Origin of the sequence: Rhodoferax saidenbachensis, assembly GCF_031457975.1 — a bacterium.
Taxonomy (GTDB): Bacteria; Pseudomonadota; Gammaproteobacteria; order Burkholderiales; family Burkholderiaceae_C; genus Allorhodoferax; species Allorhodoferax saidenbachensis_A.
The window spans coordinates 226,996-243,087 of record NZ_JAVDXO010000002.1; the positions used below are offsets into that span (position 1 = coordinate 226,996).

The 16,092-nt window shown below is 60.1% G+C and carries 13 protein-coding genes; 7 read left to right on the forward strand and 6 right to left on the reverse strand.

Annotated elements, in window-relative coordinates; translation table 11 throughout:
- Positions 1-21: 21 nt before the first annotated feature.
- Genes iolB through J2X15_RS05225 form a run of 4 tightly spaced genes read right to left on the reverse strand, consistent with a single transcriptional unit; the run spans position 22 to position 5,673 of the window.
- Positions 22-840 carry a 5-deoxy-glucuronate isomerase gene (gene iolB, locus J2X15_RS05210; RefSeq protein WP_310340026.1) on the reverse strand — a complete coding sequence of 273 codons (819 nt, stop codon included), beginning with the start codon at positions 838-840 and terminating at the stop codon, positions 22-24.
- Positions 841-858: 18 nt separating this feature from the next.
- Complete coding sequence (iolE, locus tag J2X15_RS05215) at positions 859-1,785, reverse strand: myo-inosose-2 dehydratase (protein ID WP_310340027.1); 927 nt, start codon at positions 1,783-1,785, stop codon at positions 859-861.
- Positions 1,786-1,831: 46 nt separating this feature from the next.
- The gene (gene iolD, locus J2X15_RS05220) at positions 1,832-3,700 is read right to left on the reverse strand and encodes a 3D-(3,5/4)-trihydroxycyclohexane-1,2-dione acylhydrolase (decyclizing) (RefSeq protein WP_310340028.1); all 1,869 of its coding nucleotides are present in this window, start codon (positions 3,698-3,700) and stop codon (positions 1,832-1,834) included.
- 20 nt (positions 3,701-3,720) lie between these two features.
- Entirely contained in the window at positions 3,721-5,673 is a 1,953-nt protein-coding gene (locus J2X15_RS05225) for a bifunctional 5-dehydro-2-deoxygluconokinase/5-dehydro-2-deoxyphosphogluconate aldolase (protein ID WP_310340030.1), read from the reverse strand.
- A 262-nt stretch (positions 5,674-5,935) separates the two neighbouring features.
- Between J2X15_RS05225 and J2X15_RS05230 the strand changes: the two genes are divergently transcribed.
- From J2X15_RS05230 to J2X15_RS05240, 3 genes are all read left to right on the forward strand, one after another.
- The gene (locus J2X15_RS05230; RefSeq protein ID WP_310340032.1) at positions 5,936-6,868 is read left to right on the forward strand and encodes a sugar ABC transporter substrate-binding protein; all 933 of its coding nucleotides are present in this window, start codon (positions 5,936-5,938) and stop codon (positions 6,866-6,868) included.
- 70 nt (positions 6,869-6,938) lie between these two features.
- A complete protein-coding gene (locus J2X15_RS05235; RefSeq protein ID WP_310340034.1) occupies positions 6,939-8,474 on the forward strand; it encodes a sugar ABC transporter ATP-binding protein in 1,536 nt (511 codons plus the stop codon).
- 19 nt (positions 8,475-8,493) lie between these two features.
- Positions 8,494-9,513 (forward strand): ABC transporter permease, encoded by a 1,020-nt coding sequence (locus J2X15_RS05240; RefSeq protein WP_310340035.1) that lies wholly within the window; start codon positions 8,494-8,496, stop codon positions 9,511-9,513.
- A 62-nt stretch (positions 9,514-9,575) separates the two neighbouring features.
- On the opposite strand, the gene J2X15_RS05245 is transcribed toward J2X15_RS05240, so the two are convergent.
- Positions 9,576-10,595, reverse strand: a complete 1,020-nt coding sequence (locus J2X15_RS05245) for a LacI family DNA-binding transcriptional regulator (protein ID WP_310340036.1) — start codon at positions 10,593-10,595, stop codon at positions 9,576-9,578.
- 194 nt (positions 10,596-10,789) lie between these two features.
- Here J2X15_RS05245 and J2X15_RS05250 point away from each other — a divergent pair, with 194 nt between their 5' ends.
- The 3 genes from J2X15_RS05250 to J2X15_RS05260 are packed head-to-tail and all read left to right on the forward strand — an operon-like array spanning position 10,790 to position 13,822.
- Positions 10,790-11,692, forward strand: coding sequence for a sugar phosphate isomerase/epimerase family protein (locus tag J2X15_RS05250; RefSeq protein ID WP_310340038.1), 903 nt, complete (start codon positions 10,790-10,792; stop codon positions 11,690-11,692).
- A 20-nt stretch (positions 11,693-11,712) separates the two neighbouring features.
- Positions 11,713-12,639: a sugar phosphate isomerase/epimerase family protein gene (locus tag J2X15_RS05255; RefSeq protein ID WP_310340041.1), complete on the forward strand. Its 927-nt coding sequence runs from the start codon at positions 11,713-11,715 to the stop codon at positions 12,637-12,639.
- 10 nt (positions 12,640-12,649) lie between these two features.
- Positions 12,650-13,822, forward strand: a complete 1,173-nt coding sequence (locus tag J2X15_RS05260) for a Gfo/Idh/MocA family protein (RefSeq protein WP_310340043.1) — start codon at positions 12,650-12,652, stop codon at positions 13,820-13,822.
- Here the strand turns inward: J2X15_RS05260 and J2X15_RS05265 are convergent, their stop codons facing one another.
- The gene (locus tag J2X15_RS05265; protein ID WP_310340045.1) at positions 13,823-14,860 is read right to left on the reverse strand and encodes a LacI family DNA-binding transcriptional regulator; all 1,038 of its coding nucleotides are present in this window, start codon (positions 14,858-14,860) and stop codon (positions 13,823-13,825) included.
- A 132-nt stretch (positions 14,861-14,992) separates the two neighbouring features.
- Between J2X15_RS05265 and J2X15_RS05270 the strand changes: the two genes are divergently transcribed.
- Positions 14,993-16,078, forward strand: coding sequence for a fatty acid desaturase (locus J2X15_RS05270; protein ID WP_310340046.1), 1,086 nt, complete (start codon positions 14,993-14,995; stop codon positions 16,076-16,078).
- Positions 16,079-16,092: the final 14 nt, after the last annotated feature.

Consider the following 16,092-nt stretch of genomic DNA (forward strand, 5'->3'; position numbering starts at 1 on the left):
GCAGTGTGTTTCTAAAAAGGATCAGGTGCTGGCAGCCGGGGCCAGCATCCATTCGTGGGCCGGGTCGTTCTTGAAGACCCAGAAGCGGTTGGGGCCTGCCATCACATTGAGGTAGTACGAGTCATAGCCATGGGGTACCACCACCGGGTGGTAGCCCTTGGGCACCATCACCACGTCGTGGTTCTCCACAGCGCAGGCCTCATCGATGCTGCGGTCGTCGGTGTAGATGCGTTGGAAGGCAAAGCCCTGCGGTGGGTTCAGGCGGTGGTAGTAGGTTTCCTCCAGCAGGGTCTCTACCGGCGGCTGCTCTACATCGTGCTTGTGGGGCGGGTAGCTGCTGCTATGGCTGGCCGGTGTACGCACCTCCACTACCAGTAAATGGGCAGCGGTGGGGTCGTCGTGCGGCAGGATGTCGCACACATAGCGCGTGTTGGTACCCTTGCCGCGCACACTGCGGCGCATGGTGGCCGGATCGATCACGCGCACGGCCCGGTCTTGCGCATCGCTGGGCGCACTGCATAGGCCGACTTCGGCGTTGCGTACCGCGCGCACCGTCACCGTCTTGCCAGCGGGTACGTAGACAGCGGCTGGCGACTTCTCGTCAAACACGCTGTCGCGTGTGCCCAGATTGGCGTAGGTGGTGCCGTCGATGGTGACATCCACAGAGCCCGTAAGCACGACAACGCACATTTCACGTGCGCCAGTAGCTACAGTTTCGATAGCACCAGTTTCCAGGCGCACGGCCCGAAAGCCCACATGCGTCCAGCCCGCGCGCTCGGGGGTGACATTGACAATCTCGCGGCCCGTAGGCGCGGCTTTGGCTAATAAGGGGCTGACCATAGGTGTCTCCTTTGCAGATCAGGCCAGGCTCTTCACCAGGCCGCTCAGGGTCTCAAAGCCCTTCTTGGCGTACTGGTAGCTGGGGGCGACGGCGGGGTCCTGCTCGGCCTCGACCACCAGCCAGCCTTCGTAGCCGGCTTCGCGCAGCACCTTGAGCGCGGCGGCGTAGTCAATGCTGCCGTCGCCGGGCACGGTGAAGGTGCCGTTGATCACACCGTTCAAAAAGCTCCAGCCATCGTTGCGCGCCTGGGCAATCACTGGGGTACGCACGTCCTTGCAGTGCACATGCACCACGCGCTTCACATGCTTCTTCAGCAGAACCACCGGATCAGTGGCACCACCAAAATAAGCATGGCCGGTGTCAAACAGCAAGAAGACTTTGGCCGGGTCGGTCAAGGCCATGAGCTTGTCCACATCCGCAGGCGACTCCACATAGGCGCCCATGTGGTGGTGGTAGGCCAACTTGATGCCATAGGTCTGGAGTAAATGCTCGCCAAACGCATTGAGGCGCTCCGCATAACCCTGCCACAGCGCCTCGTTCTGGAACTTGGGGCGCTTGCCCACGGGGGTGTCGATCTGGCCCTGCACGGTGCCTGCGCATTCACCATAGACCACGACTTTCACACCGTTGTACTGCAGCTTGCTCATGTGCGCTTTGCAGCGTTCGATCTCGGCAGCCACTGCGTCTGCATTGCTTTGGCCGGCGCCTACCTCGGCCAGAAAACCGGAGTACCAGCCTGACACGCAAGCCAGGCCGAACTCATCCAGCTTGGCCTTGAGGCCGGGGCCGTCTTTGGGAAACTTGTTGCCCAGCTCAAAGCCTTCGTAGCCAATTTCCTTGCCTTCGCGCAGCGCAGTTTCCAAAGGGGTTTCACCGCCCAGCGAAGGCAGGTCGTCGTTCATCCAGGACAGGGGGTTGATGCCAATGCGGACATTCCAGGTCATAGTAGGTGCTCTCAGGTAAAAGAATGTGTGGTGAAGAAAAGCAGGTTCAGACGCGTTGTTGGGTCTGGGCCTTGACGTAGCTGGCGTGGGCCTCATGCACCTCGGTGCGTGTGGAGACTTCGGGGATCGCGACCTCCCACCAACAGCCGCCATCCGTGATGCGGTGGTGGGTGGTGTCAATCACGATCACCTGCGTGCGCTTGGATCGACGGGCTTTGACCATCGCGGTCTTGAGCTCGGCCACGTCCTTGACGTGCACCGCATCAGCGCCCATGGCGCGCGCGTGCATCGCGAAATCAATCGTGCTGCGCTCACCGCCCTCCGGCACACAGTCGTCGAGCATGTTGTTAAAGCCCGGACTGCCCGTCTTGATCTGCAGGCGCTCGATGCAGCCGTAGCCCCGGTTGTCCAGGATCACGACGATGATCTTCTGCCCCAGCAGCACAGAGGTGGCCAGCTCGGAGTTGGCCATCATGTAGGAGCCATCCCCCACCATGACGATGGACTCCTGGTCGGGGCGCGCCATCTTCACACCCAGGCCACCGGCTACCTCGTAGCCCATGCAGGAGTAGCCGTATTCCATGTGGTAGTTGCCGGGCAGACTTGCACGCCAGAGTTTGTGCAACTCAGCCGGCAGCGTGCCGGCGGCACACAGGGCCACGTCACGCGTGCCGCTGTCCAGGCCCAACTCGGTGGCCGAGTCGCGCACCGCACCGATGACTTCGGCATCGTAGGGCAGCACATCTTTGGGGATATTCGTGGTCAATTCGGTGATGCGTGCGTTGGCCGCCGCGGCTTGCTGCTTGGCACGTGCTGTCCAGGTTGCCTCCGCAGCCCAGCCGCCCAGGCCGGCTTCAAGCTGACCCAGACCCACGCGAGCGTCGGCTACCAGAGCCATGCCGCTCCACTTGCCGGCGTCATACGGTTGCACGTTCAGGCTCAGCAGTTTGGCCTGCGGAAACAGGGCATGAGACCCGGTGGTGAAGTCCTGAAGGCGGGTTCCCACAGCAAACACGACATCTGCTTCGCGTGCCATGTCGTTGGCCCAAGACACGCCATCGACACCGATGGCGCCCAGGTTCAGCGGGTGGTCCCAGGGCAGGCTGCTCTTGCCACCATGCGACTCGACCACCGGTACACCATGGGCGTCGGCAAAGGCGCGCAACTCTGCCCACGCCTGGCTGTAGAGCACGCCGCCACCAGCCACGATCAGTGGTCGCCTGGCCGTGCGCAGCAGCGCCATGGCATTGACAAGCTCACGCGCGTCAGCGGGCGGGCGACGGAAGCGCAGTACGTCGGGGTGGAGGAAATCCTCGGGGCAGTCAAAGGCCATGGCCTGCACGTCCTGCGGCAGCGAAAGGCAAGCCGGGCCACAGTTGGCCGGGTCCGTCATCATCTGGATCGCGCGGGGCAGCGCAGTCAGGATGTGCTCAGGGCGTGTGAGGCGGTCAAAGTACCGCGTGACCGGACGGAAACAATCGCTGGCGCTGACGTCGCCTTGGCCGAAGCTCTCGATCTGCTGCAGCACCGGGTCAGGGCGGCGGGTGGCAAACACGTCACCGGGCAACAGCAACACCGGCAGACGGTTCACGTGCGCCACTGCGGCGGCAGTGACCATGTTGGTCGCACCCGGGCCAATGCTGGTGCTGACGGCCATGATGCGCTGGCGGAACTGCGCCTTGGCGAACGCGATCGCGGCGTGCGCCATGGTCTGTTCGTTATGGGCACGGTAGGTGGTGAGCCTGTCACGCTCGGCGACCAGGGCCTCGCCCATGCCCGCCACATTACCGTGGCCGAAGATGGTGAAAACACCGCCGCAATAGGCTTGGACGCTGCCGTCGTGCATTTCCACCCGCAAGGCCGCCAGATGCTTGACGAGGGCCTGCGCAAGGGTGAGTCGTTGGGTTGTTGTCATGACTAGGTTTTACCGAAAATTCAGGCCACTGCACGCAGCATGGTGCGCCGATTGCGCCACGCATCCACCAGCACGGTGAAATTGCGGGCCACCTCGCCAACAAACGCTTGGTCGTCGATGTCGCCAGCCAGCCAGCGCAGCGAGGCATCCACCCAAAGGCTGCGCCCCACCATAAAGCCCTTGACCACCGGATTTGTGGCATACCTGAAGCTGTCCACCAAATGTGCAATGGGTTGATTCAGCCCCAGGATCACGGCGCCGCGGCAGTAGGGGTCGCGCTCAGCCAGCATGGCCTCCAGGGCGGCCCAGCCTTTGGGCTGCATGGGGGCCAGCTTCCACCACTCGGGCTTGACACCCAGGTTGTAGAAACGTTTGACAGCGCGCAACACGGCGGCGTCTTCCTCACCAGGCACGATGAGCGTCTTGGGCAAAATAATTTCCAGCAACAGCTCGTTGCCACTTTCGCGCGTGGCTTCCCACAGCTCCAGTACCTTTTGCTCCTGCTCCAGGCGCAGCGCACAGGCGTCATCGGGGTGGTAATGCACCAGACACTTGACCACATGTTCGGTCGGCCAATGAATCAGCGCACTGCCAATGGAGCGGGTGCCGTCAAAACGCAGTGGGCGCGAGCCGGGTAGCTCTACCGGGCGCCCCACCCACCAGCCGCGCCCCGTAGCGCTAGCCAATGCATCGCGACCATAATCGCCGCCGTCAATCAACACGCCGGTGTAGCCTTGCATCTTGCGGCTCTCTTCGACCTGCCCGGCGGCTTGCACCAGCAACTTCTTGAGAGCAGGGATGCGATCGTCCGAGGCGCCTGCCTCCTGGGCCAGTTCGTAAAACTGGCTGCGGTGGTCAAAGGCCATGACACACAGCTCGTCCCACTGCGGGCGGGCGACACTGACGCGGTGCAGGTGGGCCAGTTGTTCGTCGGCATCCACCTTGGGGTTGCGGCTACCGCCAAACCAATGCGCCAGTTCTTCACGTGTGGGCATCGCGGCTGAGCACGCGTGGCGGGAGACCACGATGGCACCGCAGGCGTTGGCCATGCGGGTGGCTTCCGTCCAGTTTTTTCCCTGTAGCAAGCCGGTCATCAGGCCCGACAAAAAGGCATCGCCAGCACCCAACACATTCAACACTTCCACGCGCTCGCCTTGGTACGTCGGTGCGGCATCGATATCGTTCGGCACAGCTCCCTCAATCACGCAGCACCCCAAAGCCCCGCGCTTGACCACCAAAGTAGCGGCGGTCAATGCGCGCACTGCCCGCAGGCTGGCGACAATGTCGTTGGCAACACCACCGGCAATAAAAAACTCTTCTTCCGTGCCCACCAAAAGGTCGAACTCGGGCAACACTTCCTGCAACTGGCGAGTGACGTTGGCATCCGCCACATAGCGGTTTTCGCCGGCACCACGGCTTGTCAGGCCCCACAGCACGGGGCGGTAATCAATATCCAGCACCCGCACTGCGCCGTGTTTGCGGGCATAGCCCAGAGCGGTCAGCGCCGCGGCACGGGTACCAGGGGTGGACAAGTGGGTTCCGGTGATGGCCAAGGCGCGGCACTGCGCCAGGTAGGACTCCTGGATTTGCGCCGCGTCGATGGCCATGTCCGCGCAGTTTTCGCGCATGAACAATAGCGGGAAGGTGTCGCGGTCTTTCAAACCCAGCAGCACCTGCCCCGTCAAACGCTCGGGGTCGATCTGGATCTGGCTGACATCGCAGCCTTCGTTCTCCAGGGTTTCGATCAGAAAGCGGCCCATCTGTTCATTGCCCACGCGGGACAACATGCCACTGCGTAACCCCAGGCGCGCCACGCCGAATGCCAAGTTGGCAGAACTGCCACCCAGGTACATCGCCATGCTGCGCGCATCTTCAAGGCGACTGCCAAATTGCTGTGCGTAAAGGTCAACCGCTAGGCGGCCCAGGCATGCCAGGTCGATGGGGCGGCCGGAAGGAAATTTGAGGGTACTCATCGGGTACGGGGTCCAAAGGACATGTTAATGACTCGCGGAAGCTGCGCGAAACAGCAACGTGAACAGCGCAGGCGCTTTTACCGTTTCGGAGACTGTAAAGTATAAAGAAATAAATTTCGCTAGGTGTAATCACTTAGAAATAATTTTCGTTTTTTAATTACAGTTCAGTCCGTGGCAAGGAAATGTCCTGTGTACGACCAAGCCCGACAACAGGTGACATTCCGTCATCCGTTACTACAACCTAGTTAGGAGATACATCAACATGAAAAAGCTTTTGATTGCAGCCGCCGTCTCTTCCGCCGCCCTGGTGTCCCCCATGGCAGCCCACGCGCAAAAAGTCGGCTTGGCAATGGCCCAGCTGGACACTTTCCTGACCATTCTGAAAAACGGCACCCTGGAAGCCGGCAAGAAGGCAGGCGCCACCGTGCAAGTAGAAGACGCTGGCAATGACGTCGGCAAGCAGCTCAGCCAAATTCAAAACATGATTGCGCAAAAGTACGACGCCATCATCGTGAACCCTGTGGATACCGACGCCACACCCAAGATCACAAAAATGGTGTCGGACGCTGGCATTGCTTTGGTGTATGTCAACCGCAAGCCCGTGGATTTCGAAAAACTGCCCAAGGGCGTAGCGTTTGTGGCCTCTGACGAAAAAGTGTCCGGCACGCTGCAAACCCAGGAAGTCTGCCGTTTGCTGAAGGGCAAAGGCCAAGTTCTGGTGTTGATGGGCGAGTTGTCTAACGAAGCTGCACGCACACGCACCAAGGACATCGAAGAAGTGGTCGCCACCAAAGACTGCAGCGGCATCAAGATCGCCGACAAGCGTGAAGGCGCCTGGGACCGTACCAAGGGCCAGGACATCACCACCAACTGGTTGTCCTCCGGTGTGAAGTTTGACGCCATCATCGCCAACAACGACGAAATGGCCATCGGCGCCATCAACGCGTTGAAAGCTGCCAAAAAGTGGACACCTGCCAGCATCGTGGCCGGTATCGACGCGACACCTGACGCGTTGGCTTCCATGAAGGCCGGCGACCTGAAGGTCACCGTGTTCCAAAATGCAGCAGGCCAAGGTTCTGGCGCAGTAGAAGCGGCCATCAAGCTGATCAAGAAGCAACCGGTGGACCGCTTCGTGAACGTGCCTTTCGAATTGGTGACCCCTGCTAACCTGAGCAAGTACTCCGGCAAGAACTAAGCATTTGCCCTTGCATGCAATGCAACCCGGTGGGTTGCATTGCTGTTTGTTTTCAATATGAGAAATCAGGATGTCTGAAACTGCCACTTTGGAAGCACCCGCACTGCCCACGCAGGCTGGTGAGCCCCCTCTTTTAGAAATCCTCGGTATCCGCAAGGGATTCCCCGGGGTGGTTGCCCTGGACGGCGTAGGCTTCAAATTGCGCGCGGGTACAGTGCACGCCCTGATGGGTGAAAACGGTGCGGGCAAGTCCACACTGATGAAGATCATTGCCGGTATCTACATACCAGACCAAGGTCGAATCAGCCTCAAAGGTCAACACATCACGCTCAAATCTCCGATCGATGCGCTAAACAAAGGCATCGCCATGATCCATCAGGAATTGAACCTGATGCCCCACATGACCGTGGGTGAAAACGTCTGGATCACGCGCGAACCCAAGAACGCATTCGGTTTTGTAGACCATACGGCCCTGTACAAGCAGACGGCCGATCTCTTTAAAACGCTGAATATCGATATTGACCCGAAGGCGGAAATTCAAACCCTCTCGGTCGCCAACCGGCAGATGGTGGAGATCGCCAAGGCCGTCTCTTACAACTCCGACGTGCTCATCATGGATGAGCCCACCTCCGCCTTGACCGAGAAAGAGGTGTCGCACCTGTTTGCCATCATCCGCAACCTGCGGGCCAAGGGCAAGGGCATCATCTACATCACCCACAAGATGAATGAGCTCTTCGAAATTGCCGATGAGTTCTCTGTCTTCCGTGATGGCAAATACATTGCCACCAAGCTCTCCACCGAGGTGACGCGCGATGACATCATCAAGATGATGGTGGGCCGCGAGATCACCCAGATGTTCCCCAAACAAGAGGTGCCCATCGGCGAGGTGGTGCTCTCCATCAAGAACCTGACCCTGAATGGTGTGTTCAGAAATGTGAGCTTCGACGTACGTGCGGGCGAAATTGTCGGCATGGCAGGCCTGGTGGGCTCCGGCCGCTCCAACGTGGCCGAGACGCTGTTCGGCGTCACGCCCGCCAATTCAGGAACCATCAGCATTCACGACAAAGAAATCCGCATCGACACACCTGCCAAGGCGATGCAATGCGGTATGGCGTTTCTCACTGAAGACCGCAAAGACACAGGCTGCTTCCTGGCCCTCAACATTCAGGACAACATGGACAGCGCCGTGCTCAACAGCCGGTATGTCTCCAATGGCTTTGTACAGCGTAAGCAACTGCACGAAGACTGCATTGCCATGGCCAAACGCCTGCGCGTCAAAACACCGGACATGAATGAAATCATTCAAAACCTGTCCGGTGGCAACCAGCAAAAAGTGCTGGTGGGCCGATGGCTGCTGACAAACCCAAAGATTTTGATTCTGGATGAGCCAACCCGCGGCATCGACGTGGGCGCTAAGGCGGAGATTCACCGCTTGGTGTCCGAGCTAGCGGGTCAAGGCGTTGCCATTCTGATGATCTCTTCAGAGATGCCAGAGGTGCTCGGCATGAGTGACCGCATTGTCGTGATGCACGAAGGCACAGTCACCGGCATTCTGGACCGCAAAGATGCAGATCAGGTGTCCATCATGGACCTGGCTGCCAAGTAATTTCCCGAAAGACGCAACCATGACTACTTCCACCGTCCCAGCCTCCGCCTCAATAGGCAATGCGCCCAAATTCAAGCTTCCGCCGGAAGCCAGCATCCTGATGGTGCTGATAGGTATCAGTCTGTTTTTCGAAGCACTGGGCTGGTACGTCAACGGGCAGAGCTTCATCTTCAACCTCGAACGACTGCAGATCATCATCCTGCAAATGTCTGTCATCGGCATCATTGCCGTGGGCGTGAACATGGTCATCATCACCAGCGGCATCGACCTGTCCTCGGGCTCTGTGGTGGCCGCCGCCGCTGTGGTGTCGGCCAGTCTTGCACAGGTGTCAGACTTTCCGCGGGCCATCTTTCCGGGGCTGACGGATCTGCCGCTAATCTGGCCCATCCTGGCAGGCATGACCACCGGCTTGTTGATCGGCTTACTCAATGGCTCCTTGATTGCATACACGGCTATTCCACCGTTCATCGCAACCTTGGGCACCATGGTGGCAGCACGCGGTTTTGCCAAGTGGTTCACTGGTGGTATGCCGGTGAGCATGTTGACCGATGAGTTTGCGTGGATCGGCTCCGGCGCGAACCCGGTTTACATCTTTCTGATCATTGCAATGATCTTCCACATCGTGCTGCGCTACACCCGCTTTGGCAAGTTCACCTACGCCATCGGCGCCAACCGGCAAGCTGCGCTGGTGTCCGGCATCAATGTGAACCGCCACCTGATCTGGATTTACGCCATTGCCGGTCTGCTCAGCGGCATTGCGGGCAGCGTTACGGCTGCACGCGCCATTTCCGGCCAGTCCGGCATGGGCGTCATGTATGAGCTGGACGCGATTGCAGCCGTGGTCATCGGTGGCACCTCGCTGGTGGGTGGTTTGGGTCGAGTGACTGGCACCGTCATCGGCGTCTTGATTCTGGGCGTAATGATGTCCGGTTTTACCTTCATCCGTATTGACGCCTACTACCAGGAGATGGTGAAAGGCGCCATCATCGTCATCGCAGTGATTGCGGACCAGTACCGTAACAAGAAGCGCGGCCGCTAAGCCTGCCCTGCTTTCGATCTCAAGGCCACCGTCAGGTGGCCTTTTTCATGGTATTTACAGCACTACACGTTAGCGGCGGTATAGGTGTGAAACGGCAGTGCTGCCAGGCCCAACGGGCGCTCCCCGGCCACTGCGCCCACCATGCGATCTACCAGTCGCTGCGCCATGGCCTCACGGGGATGAGAGAGGACGACCGTGGCCTGTCCCTCCAGCAACGCGCGCCGCGTAATGTCCGTCAAGTCGTGGCACACCGTGATCAGGCCGGGAATCGCAGCCTCGCGCAGTGCGTCCAGCACGCCTTCAATGCCACCACCAGCCACATACACCCCCACAAGATCCGGGTGACATAGCAATAGCTCCAGGGTGGCTTTGCGCGCCAACTCCACGTCTTCCAGACTGACCAAGGTCTCCAGCACTTGGAACTGCGGCGCGTACTCGCGCAGGTAGGAACGGAAACTGGCCTCGCACTCTTCCTGACACACATAGCGGTGACTGCCCAATAGCAACCCCACCTTGCCGGGCTGCGGGCACAGCTGCGCCACCGACCAGGCGGCCATCCGGCCCATCTTGCGGTTGTCGACACCCACATAGCCACTGCGGGTGGTGGAGGTCAAATCTGTCACCAAGGTGAACACCGGTACGCCAAGTCCCCGCACCTGCTCGACTGCGTGGTTGATCACGGGATGGTCGGCCGCCACCAGCGCCACCGCATCCACCACTGCTGCCACGGCGTTCAAACGCTCGGCGACATGTCGAGGGGTGAACTCCTCCATGAACTCAATCACAGGTGTGCCTACGGCCGGACGCCGACTTAGCACTTGCTGGCGCAGGGCCTGCCCCAACGCGCGGTAGAAAGGGGACGCTTGGCTCTGCAACAAAAAACCGAGCCGGACGGTGCGAGCTTCTTGTTGCACCCGGCGTTCTATCAACCCCGATCGGTGGAAGCCCAGGTCTTTGGCGGCCTGCAACACCCGCTGGCTTGTCGCGGGCCGAACCGCCGCTCTGCCGTTGATAACCCGGTCCACGGTTGCCACCCCAACACCAGCCAATCGGGCCACATCTTGCATGGTTGGGTTTGTCATCTCTCGCCTTTGATAGATCTATCAATCTTAATTTTACCGACTTGATAGCTCTGATATGCGATTCACTTGAAATACCAAATTTCATAGACAAAACGGAAATAATTTTCAGACCGAGATGAGGTAACTGCTTGTGCAAAGCAAATACCTCCATTTGATAGGTTTATCACAACAACAACCAGAACCAGGAGACAAAGATGAAGATAGCCCTAGACCCGTACATGATCCGGCACCTGTCGCTGCCCGAGCTGTGCCGTGCCACCGCCGAGCTGGGTTACGACCAGATCGAACTCTCCCCCCGCTCCGACTTTCTGGACTGGTGGGTCATGCCCCGTGCCACCAAGGAGCGCATGGCGGACTTCAAGGCCGCCATGAAGGCTTGCGGTGTGGGCCTTGCCAGTCTGCAACCCATGTACCGCTGGGCCAGCCCGTTTGAAGACGAGCGCCAATGGGCCATGCGTTGCTGGAGGAAGGCCATCGAAGTCTCGGTAGAGATGGGCTGTGAACTCATGATCTCCGAGTTTGGCCGGGGTGCCTCGCCCGAACGCTCTGTCGGTGAGCGCCCAGGCGCCAACACCAAAGAGATGTGCGAAGCCGCCTGGTTCCGCTCCATGGACGAGCTGCTGCCGATCTTTGAGCGCGAAGGCATCACGCTGTCCGTAGAACCCCATCCCGAAGACTGGATCGAGACCATGCAGCCAGCGGCTGACATTGTGAAGAACATCGGCTCCAAGGCTTTGAAGCTGTCCTATATCGCGCCGCACACCTTTTATTACGGCGATGACATGGCGGCCCTGATCCGGGAAGCCGCTCCCGTGCTAGCCCATGTGCGGGTGGCGGACACCTTCAACCACAAGAAGAGCAGCCAGCTGCGCTACATCGTCAACCCACCGGGTTCTACGCAGATCCGGGTGCACCAGCACCTGGACATGGGCCAGGGGGAGATTGACTGGGATGTGTTCTTCCAAACGTTGGCAGACGTGAAGTTTGATGGCGTGCTCTCTTCTTGCGTCTTTGCTTGGGAAGAGCGGGCCGAAGACTCCTCCCGTTTCATGCGCGCAGAGATGCAGCGATTGATTGACAAATACCCCCGCGCATAAGCGCACCACTACGAGAAAAAATGAGTATTCACATCATGAGCGCGCCCTGCTGCTGGGGCGTGGACGACGTCAAGAACCCGCACCTGCCCCACTGGACCAGCGTGCTGCGTGAGGCGGCAGAAGCCGGCTACCAAGGTCTGGAGCTGGGCCCCTATGGCTACATGCCGCTGGACATTGGTACCGTATCTGCCGAGCTGGACAAAAACCACCTGCGTATCGTGGCAGGCACCATATTCGACGACCTGGTAGCGGCCGGAAACGGCGACAACCTGCTGCGCCAGACCCACGAAATCTGCGCGCTAATCCGCCAGCTTCCCAAGCTTCCTACGGAAGAAGGCCAACGCTTTGCCGCCCCTTACCTGGTGGTGATGGACTGGGGCCACGATGAGCGTGACTACGCCGCCGGCCACAGCGACCGTGCCCATCGCCTCAGCCCTACGCAATGGAACACCATGGTGGACCACATCCGCGCGATTGCAGAACTTTCGTGGAAGGAGTACGGCATCCGCACTGTGATCCACCCCCACGCCGGTGGCTACATCGAGTTTGCGGATGAGATAGACCAGATCATGGCCGACATTCCGCACGAAGTCGCAGGCCTGTGCATAGACACCGGGCACAGCTACTACGCGGGCATGGACCCGGCTACTTGGCTGCGTAAATACGCGCACCGGATCGACTATGTGCACTTCAAGGACATCGACCGCACGGTGTTCAACACCGTGCTGGCCAAACGCATCCGCTTCTTTGAAGCTTGCGGCGAGGGCGTGATGTGCCCCATCGGCAAAGGCGTACTGAACTACGACAACATTCGCCAAACCCTCATAGACATCAATTACCACGGCTACATCACCGTAGAGCAAGAGCGCGATCCGCGCAACAAAGGCTCTGTGATGCAAGACGTCAAAGTCAGCCGCGACTTTTTGCGCAGCGTCGGATTCAACTGAAGGAAAACACATGATCAACGGAGAAAACCTCGTTCCCACCTCTATCCCTTGGGGCATGGTCGGGGGCGGTCGCCAGAGCCAGATCGGCTACATCCACCGCTCCGCCGCCCTGCGCGACGGCGTATTCAAGCTGGTGGCCGGTGCATTTGATATCGACGCCCAGCGCGGCCGAGACTTTGGCACTGCCATCGGCGTGGACGCCGATCGCTGCTATGCCGAATACAAGACGATGTTCGCTACGGAGGCACAACGTCCGGATGGCATCCGTGCCGTATCCATTGCCACCCCTAACGGCACCCACTTCGCTATCAGCAAAGCTGCGCTCGAAGCCAGACTGCATGTGGTGTGCGAAAAACCCCTGTGCTTCACGACTGCGGAAGCCGAGGAACTGCGTGCGCTAGCTGCATCCAAAAACAAGATTGTGGGCGTGACTTACGGCTATGCAGGCCACCAGATGATCAAACAAGCGCGCGAGATGATCGCCGCCGGTGAGCTGGGTGACATCCGCATTGTGCAAATGCAGTTTGCACATGGCTTCCACAACGAGGCTGTCGAAGCCGCCAACCCCGCTACCCAATGGCGCGTGGACCCCAAAATGGCCGGCCCCAGCTATGTGTTAGGCGACATCGGAACGCACCCGCTGTACCTGAGCGAGGTCATGCTGCCAGCGCTCAAAATCCGACGCCTGATGTGCTCACGCCAGAGCTTTGTGAAGAGCCGCGCACCGCTGGAGGACAACGCCTTCACTATCATGGAATACGACACGGGCGCAGTGGGCTATGTATGGTCTTGCGCGGTGAACGCCGGCTCCATGCACGGCCAGAAAATCCGCGTGATCGGCAGCAAGGCCAGCATCGAGTGGTGGGACGAGCGGCCCAACCAGATAACGTACGAGGTGCAAGGCAAACCTCTGCAAGTGCTGGAGCGCGGCATGGGCTACCTGCACCCCACAGCACTCGCAGACGATCGCATCGGCGGTGGCCACCCCGAGGGCCTGTTTGAAGCCTGGTCCAATCTCTATGTGCGCTACGCCCAAGCGATGCTCGCCAGCGACCGGGGCGATGCAGCGGCACTGGCCGCCATCCACTACCCCGGTATCGAAGCAGGTATTGAGGGCGTGCGCTGGGTGGAAAACTGCGTCCGATCCGCCGACGCGGGGGCGACTTGGGTGGACTACACCTGATCAGACGTTCTCGGAGGTATATAGCTCAAAAGGCTGTACAAAGGGCTGGCCAAAGGCCACGGAGTGGCCAGGCACCAACGCACGCAGCAGCACCGATACGGCCGTGTCAGCAACCGGACCTACGGGTGTCTGAATCACCAGGTCAATGATGCCGTCAACCAGCGCAAGCCGGTGTTCGGGTGTGAGGCCGTGGGCCACCACCACAATGCCACGGCCCGCACCTTCCTCTCGCAGTGCCCGCACGATGCCGCGCATAGCACCGCCTCCAGTGTCGTACAGGCCCACCAAGTGCGGATGGCGCGCCAGCAGTCCCAAGGTGGCTTCATAGCCGATCTGTTCATCCTCCAGGTTCACCTGAGCATCCAGCACACGCAATGTCGGAGCCTGCTCGCGCAGCGCAGCACGGAACGCCATTTCGCTGATTTCTTGCCCCAGGTAGCGGTGGCTGCCAATAAACACCGCTACCTCGCCCTCCCTGCGCGCCAGGCGGCGCACGGCCCAGGCGGCCATGCGCCCGCGCTGCCGGTCGTCGATGCTGACGCAACCCAGGCGCAGCGGCGAACTCAAGTCGCTGAGCAATGCCAAGCAGGGATGGCCTTCTTCGTGCAGCTGTGCCACCGCAGCGTTGACATGCGGATGGTCCAACGCCACCACGCCCAGCGCATCGCAGCGTCGCCCCAAATCCAGCAGCTTCTCACCAATGATTCCCGGCTCCAGGTCGTCCACAAACTCGATCACCGCGGTGCCACGCCCGTCAGTCTGGCGTGCCACCGCGTCACGCAATGCCTGCGCAAATGCTTGGTAGAAGGGCGAAGAGCGCTTTTGCAGACAAAACCCCAAGCGCCGCCTGCCCCCACTCGCGGGCAAGCGCTGGCGCATCACATGCACTGCGTGGTAGCCCAGCCGATCTGCGGCCTCAATCACGCGCAAAGCCGTGCCCTCGCGCACCGGCAAACGGCTGTTGAGCACGCGGTCCACGGTCGCAGTGCTCACGCCTGCCGCTTCCGCAATGGCTTGGATAGTGATCTTGGGTTTCATACGTACTTTTGCCAGTAATGCAAGTTCCTACAACTTCATTTTGCTAGTTTTTGATGTAATTTGATGTTGTCATATTGGAAATATTTTTCAAATCATGGACATTAGTAGAAACCAATAAGGAGACTGCTTTTCATGACCCCCGCAAGGCCCAGTACCACTGCTTCCCCACCAAACCGATCCGCCAATGACTACCGCCTGATAGGCGGCGCCGGCGAACGCGCCGAAGCCGCTGGCCTGGTGAATGCCCAGTGGTACCAGTGCCAGGTGCCACGCGCCGAGCTCAAGGCGCTGATGAAGCGCGACGACACCCACGCCCTGCGCGACACCGCGCTCTGGTACGGCCTGATTCTGGGCACCGGCGCACTGTTCGTGCACGGCTGGGCGGCCAGTTGGAGCAGTTGGGCGCTCACGCTCGTCTACCTGCTCTATGCCACGCTTTACAGCAGCCCGGCAGACAGCCGCTGGCACGAATGCAGCCACGGCACGGCCTTCAAGACACGCTGGATGAACGATGCGCTCTACCAACTCGCGTCCTTCCAGCTCACACGCCGACCCACGCGCTGGCGGTGGAGCCACGCGCGCCATCACACCGACACCCTGGTGACTGGTCGCGACCCGGAATTCAACGTCACGCTGCCGCCCGACATCCCAGCGTTGCTGCTGAATGTCTTTGCCATTAAAAATGTGCCGCACGAGCTGTGGACCGCGCTGCGCCACGCCGCCGGTCACCTCAGCGCGGAAGAGAAGACCTACATTCCCGAGATGGCGTGGCCGTCGGCGGTGCGTACCTCGCGGGCCTGGGTGCTAGCCTACGCACTGATCGTGGGTACAGCCATAACCACGCAAAGCTGGCTGCCATTGTTACTGCTGGGCCCACTGCCTAGCATGGCCGGCGCGTGGCTGATGCACACCCTGGGCCTGACGCAACATGCTGGCCTGCCCGAGAACGTGCTGGACCATCGGCTTAACAGCCGCACCATCCTGATGGGGCCCGTACTGCGTTTCCTCTACTGGAACATGAACTACCACGTGGAACACCACATGTTCCCGCTGGTGCCTTACCACGCACTGCCAAAGCTGCACGCGCTGATGAAGCACGACTGCCCACAGCCCTACACCAGCACACCACAAGCGTTGGCTGAAATCCTGCCCGCCATCTGGCGCCAGCGCCATGACATCGGATTCTTCATCGCCCGGCCGTTACCGGTCAACGCGTGAAAGCCACCACCATT

What these genes read in the sequence shown, in the direction of transcription:
- iolB (WP_310340026.1), bottom strand. Translation starts at nt 840, where the DNA reads ATGGTCAGCCCCTTATTAGCCAAAGCCGCGCCTACGGGCCGCGAGATT.
- J2X15_RS05250 (WP_310340038.1), top strand. Translation starts at nt 10,790, where the DNA reads ATGAAGATAGCCCTAGACCCGTACATGATCCGGCACCTGTCGCTGCCC.
- J2X15_RS05245 (WP_310340036.1), bottom strand. Translation starts at nt 10,595, where the DNA reads ATGACAAACCCAACCATGCAAGATGTGGCCCGATTGGCTGGTGTTGGG.
- iolE (WP_310340027.1), bottom strand. Translation starts at nt 1,785, where the DNA reads ATGACCTGGAATGTCCGCATTGGCATCAACCCCCTGTCCTGGATGAAC.
- J2X15_RS05230 (WP_310340032.1), top strand. Translation starts at nt 5,936, where the DNA reads ATGAAAAAGCTTTTGATTGCAGCCGCCGTCTCTTCCGCCGCCCTGGTG.
- J2X15_RS05260 (WP_310340043.1), top strand. Translation starts at nt 12,650, where the DNA reads ATGATCAACGGAGAAAACCTCGTTCCCACCTCTATCCCTTGGGGCATG.
- J2X15_RS05240 (WP_310340035.1), top strand. Translation starts at nt 8,494, where the DNA reads ATGACTACTTCCACCGTCCCAGCCTCCGCCTCAATAGGCAATGCGCCC.
- iolD (WP_310340028.1), bottom strand. Translation starts at nt 3,700, where the DNA reads ATGACAACAACCCAACGACTCACCCTTGCGCAGGCCCTCGTCAAGCAT.
- J2X15_RS05255 (WP_310340041.1), top strand. Translation starts at nt 11,713, where the DNA reads ATGAGTATTCACATCATGAGCGCGCCCTGCTGCTGGGGCGTGGACGAC.
- J2X15_RS05225 (WP_310340030.1), bottom strand. Translation starts at nt 5,673, where the DNA reads ATGAGTACCCTCAAATTTCCTTCCGGCCGCCCCATCGACCTGGCATGC.
- J2X15_RS05270 (WP_310340046.1), top strand. Translation starts at nt 14,993, where the DNA reads ATGACCCCCGCAAGGCCCAGTACCACTGCTTCCCCACCAAACCGATCC.
- J2X15_RS05235 (WP_310340034.1), top strand. Translation starts at nt 6,939, where the DNA reads ATGTCTGAAACTGCCACTTTGGAAGCACCCGCACTGCCCACGCAGGCT.
- J2X15_RS05265 (WP_310340045.1), bottom strand. Translation starts at nt 14,860, where the DNA reads ATGAAACCCAAGATCACTATCCAAGCCATTGCGGAAGCGGCAGGCGTG.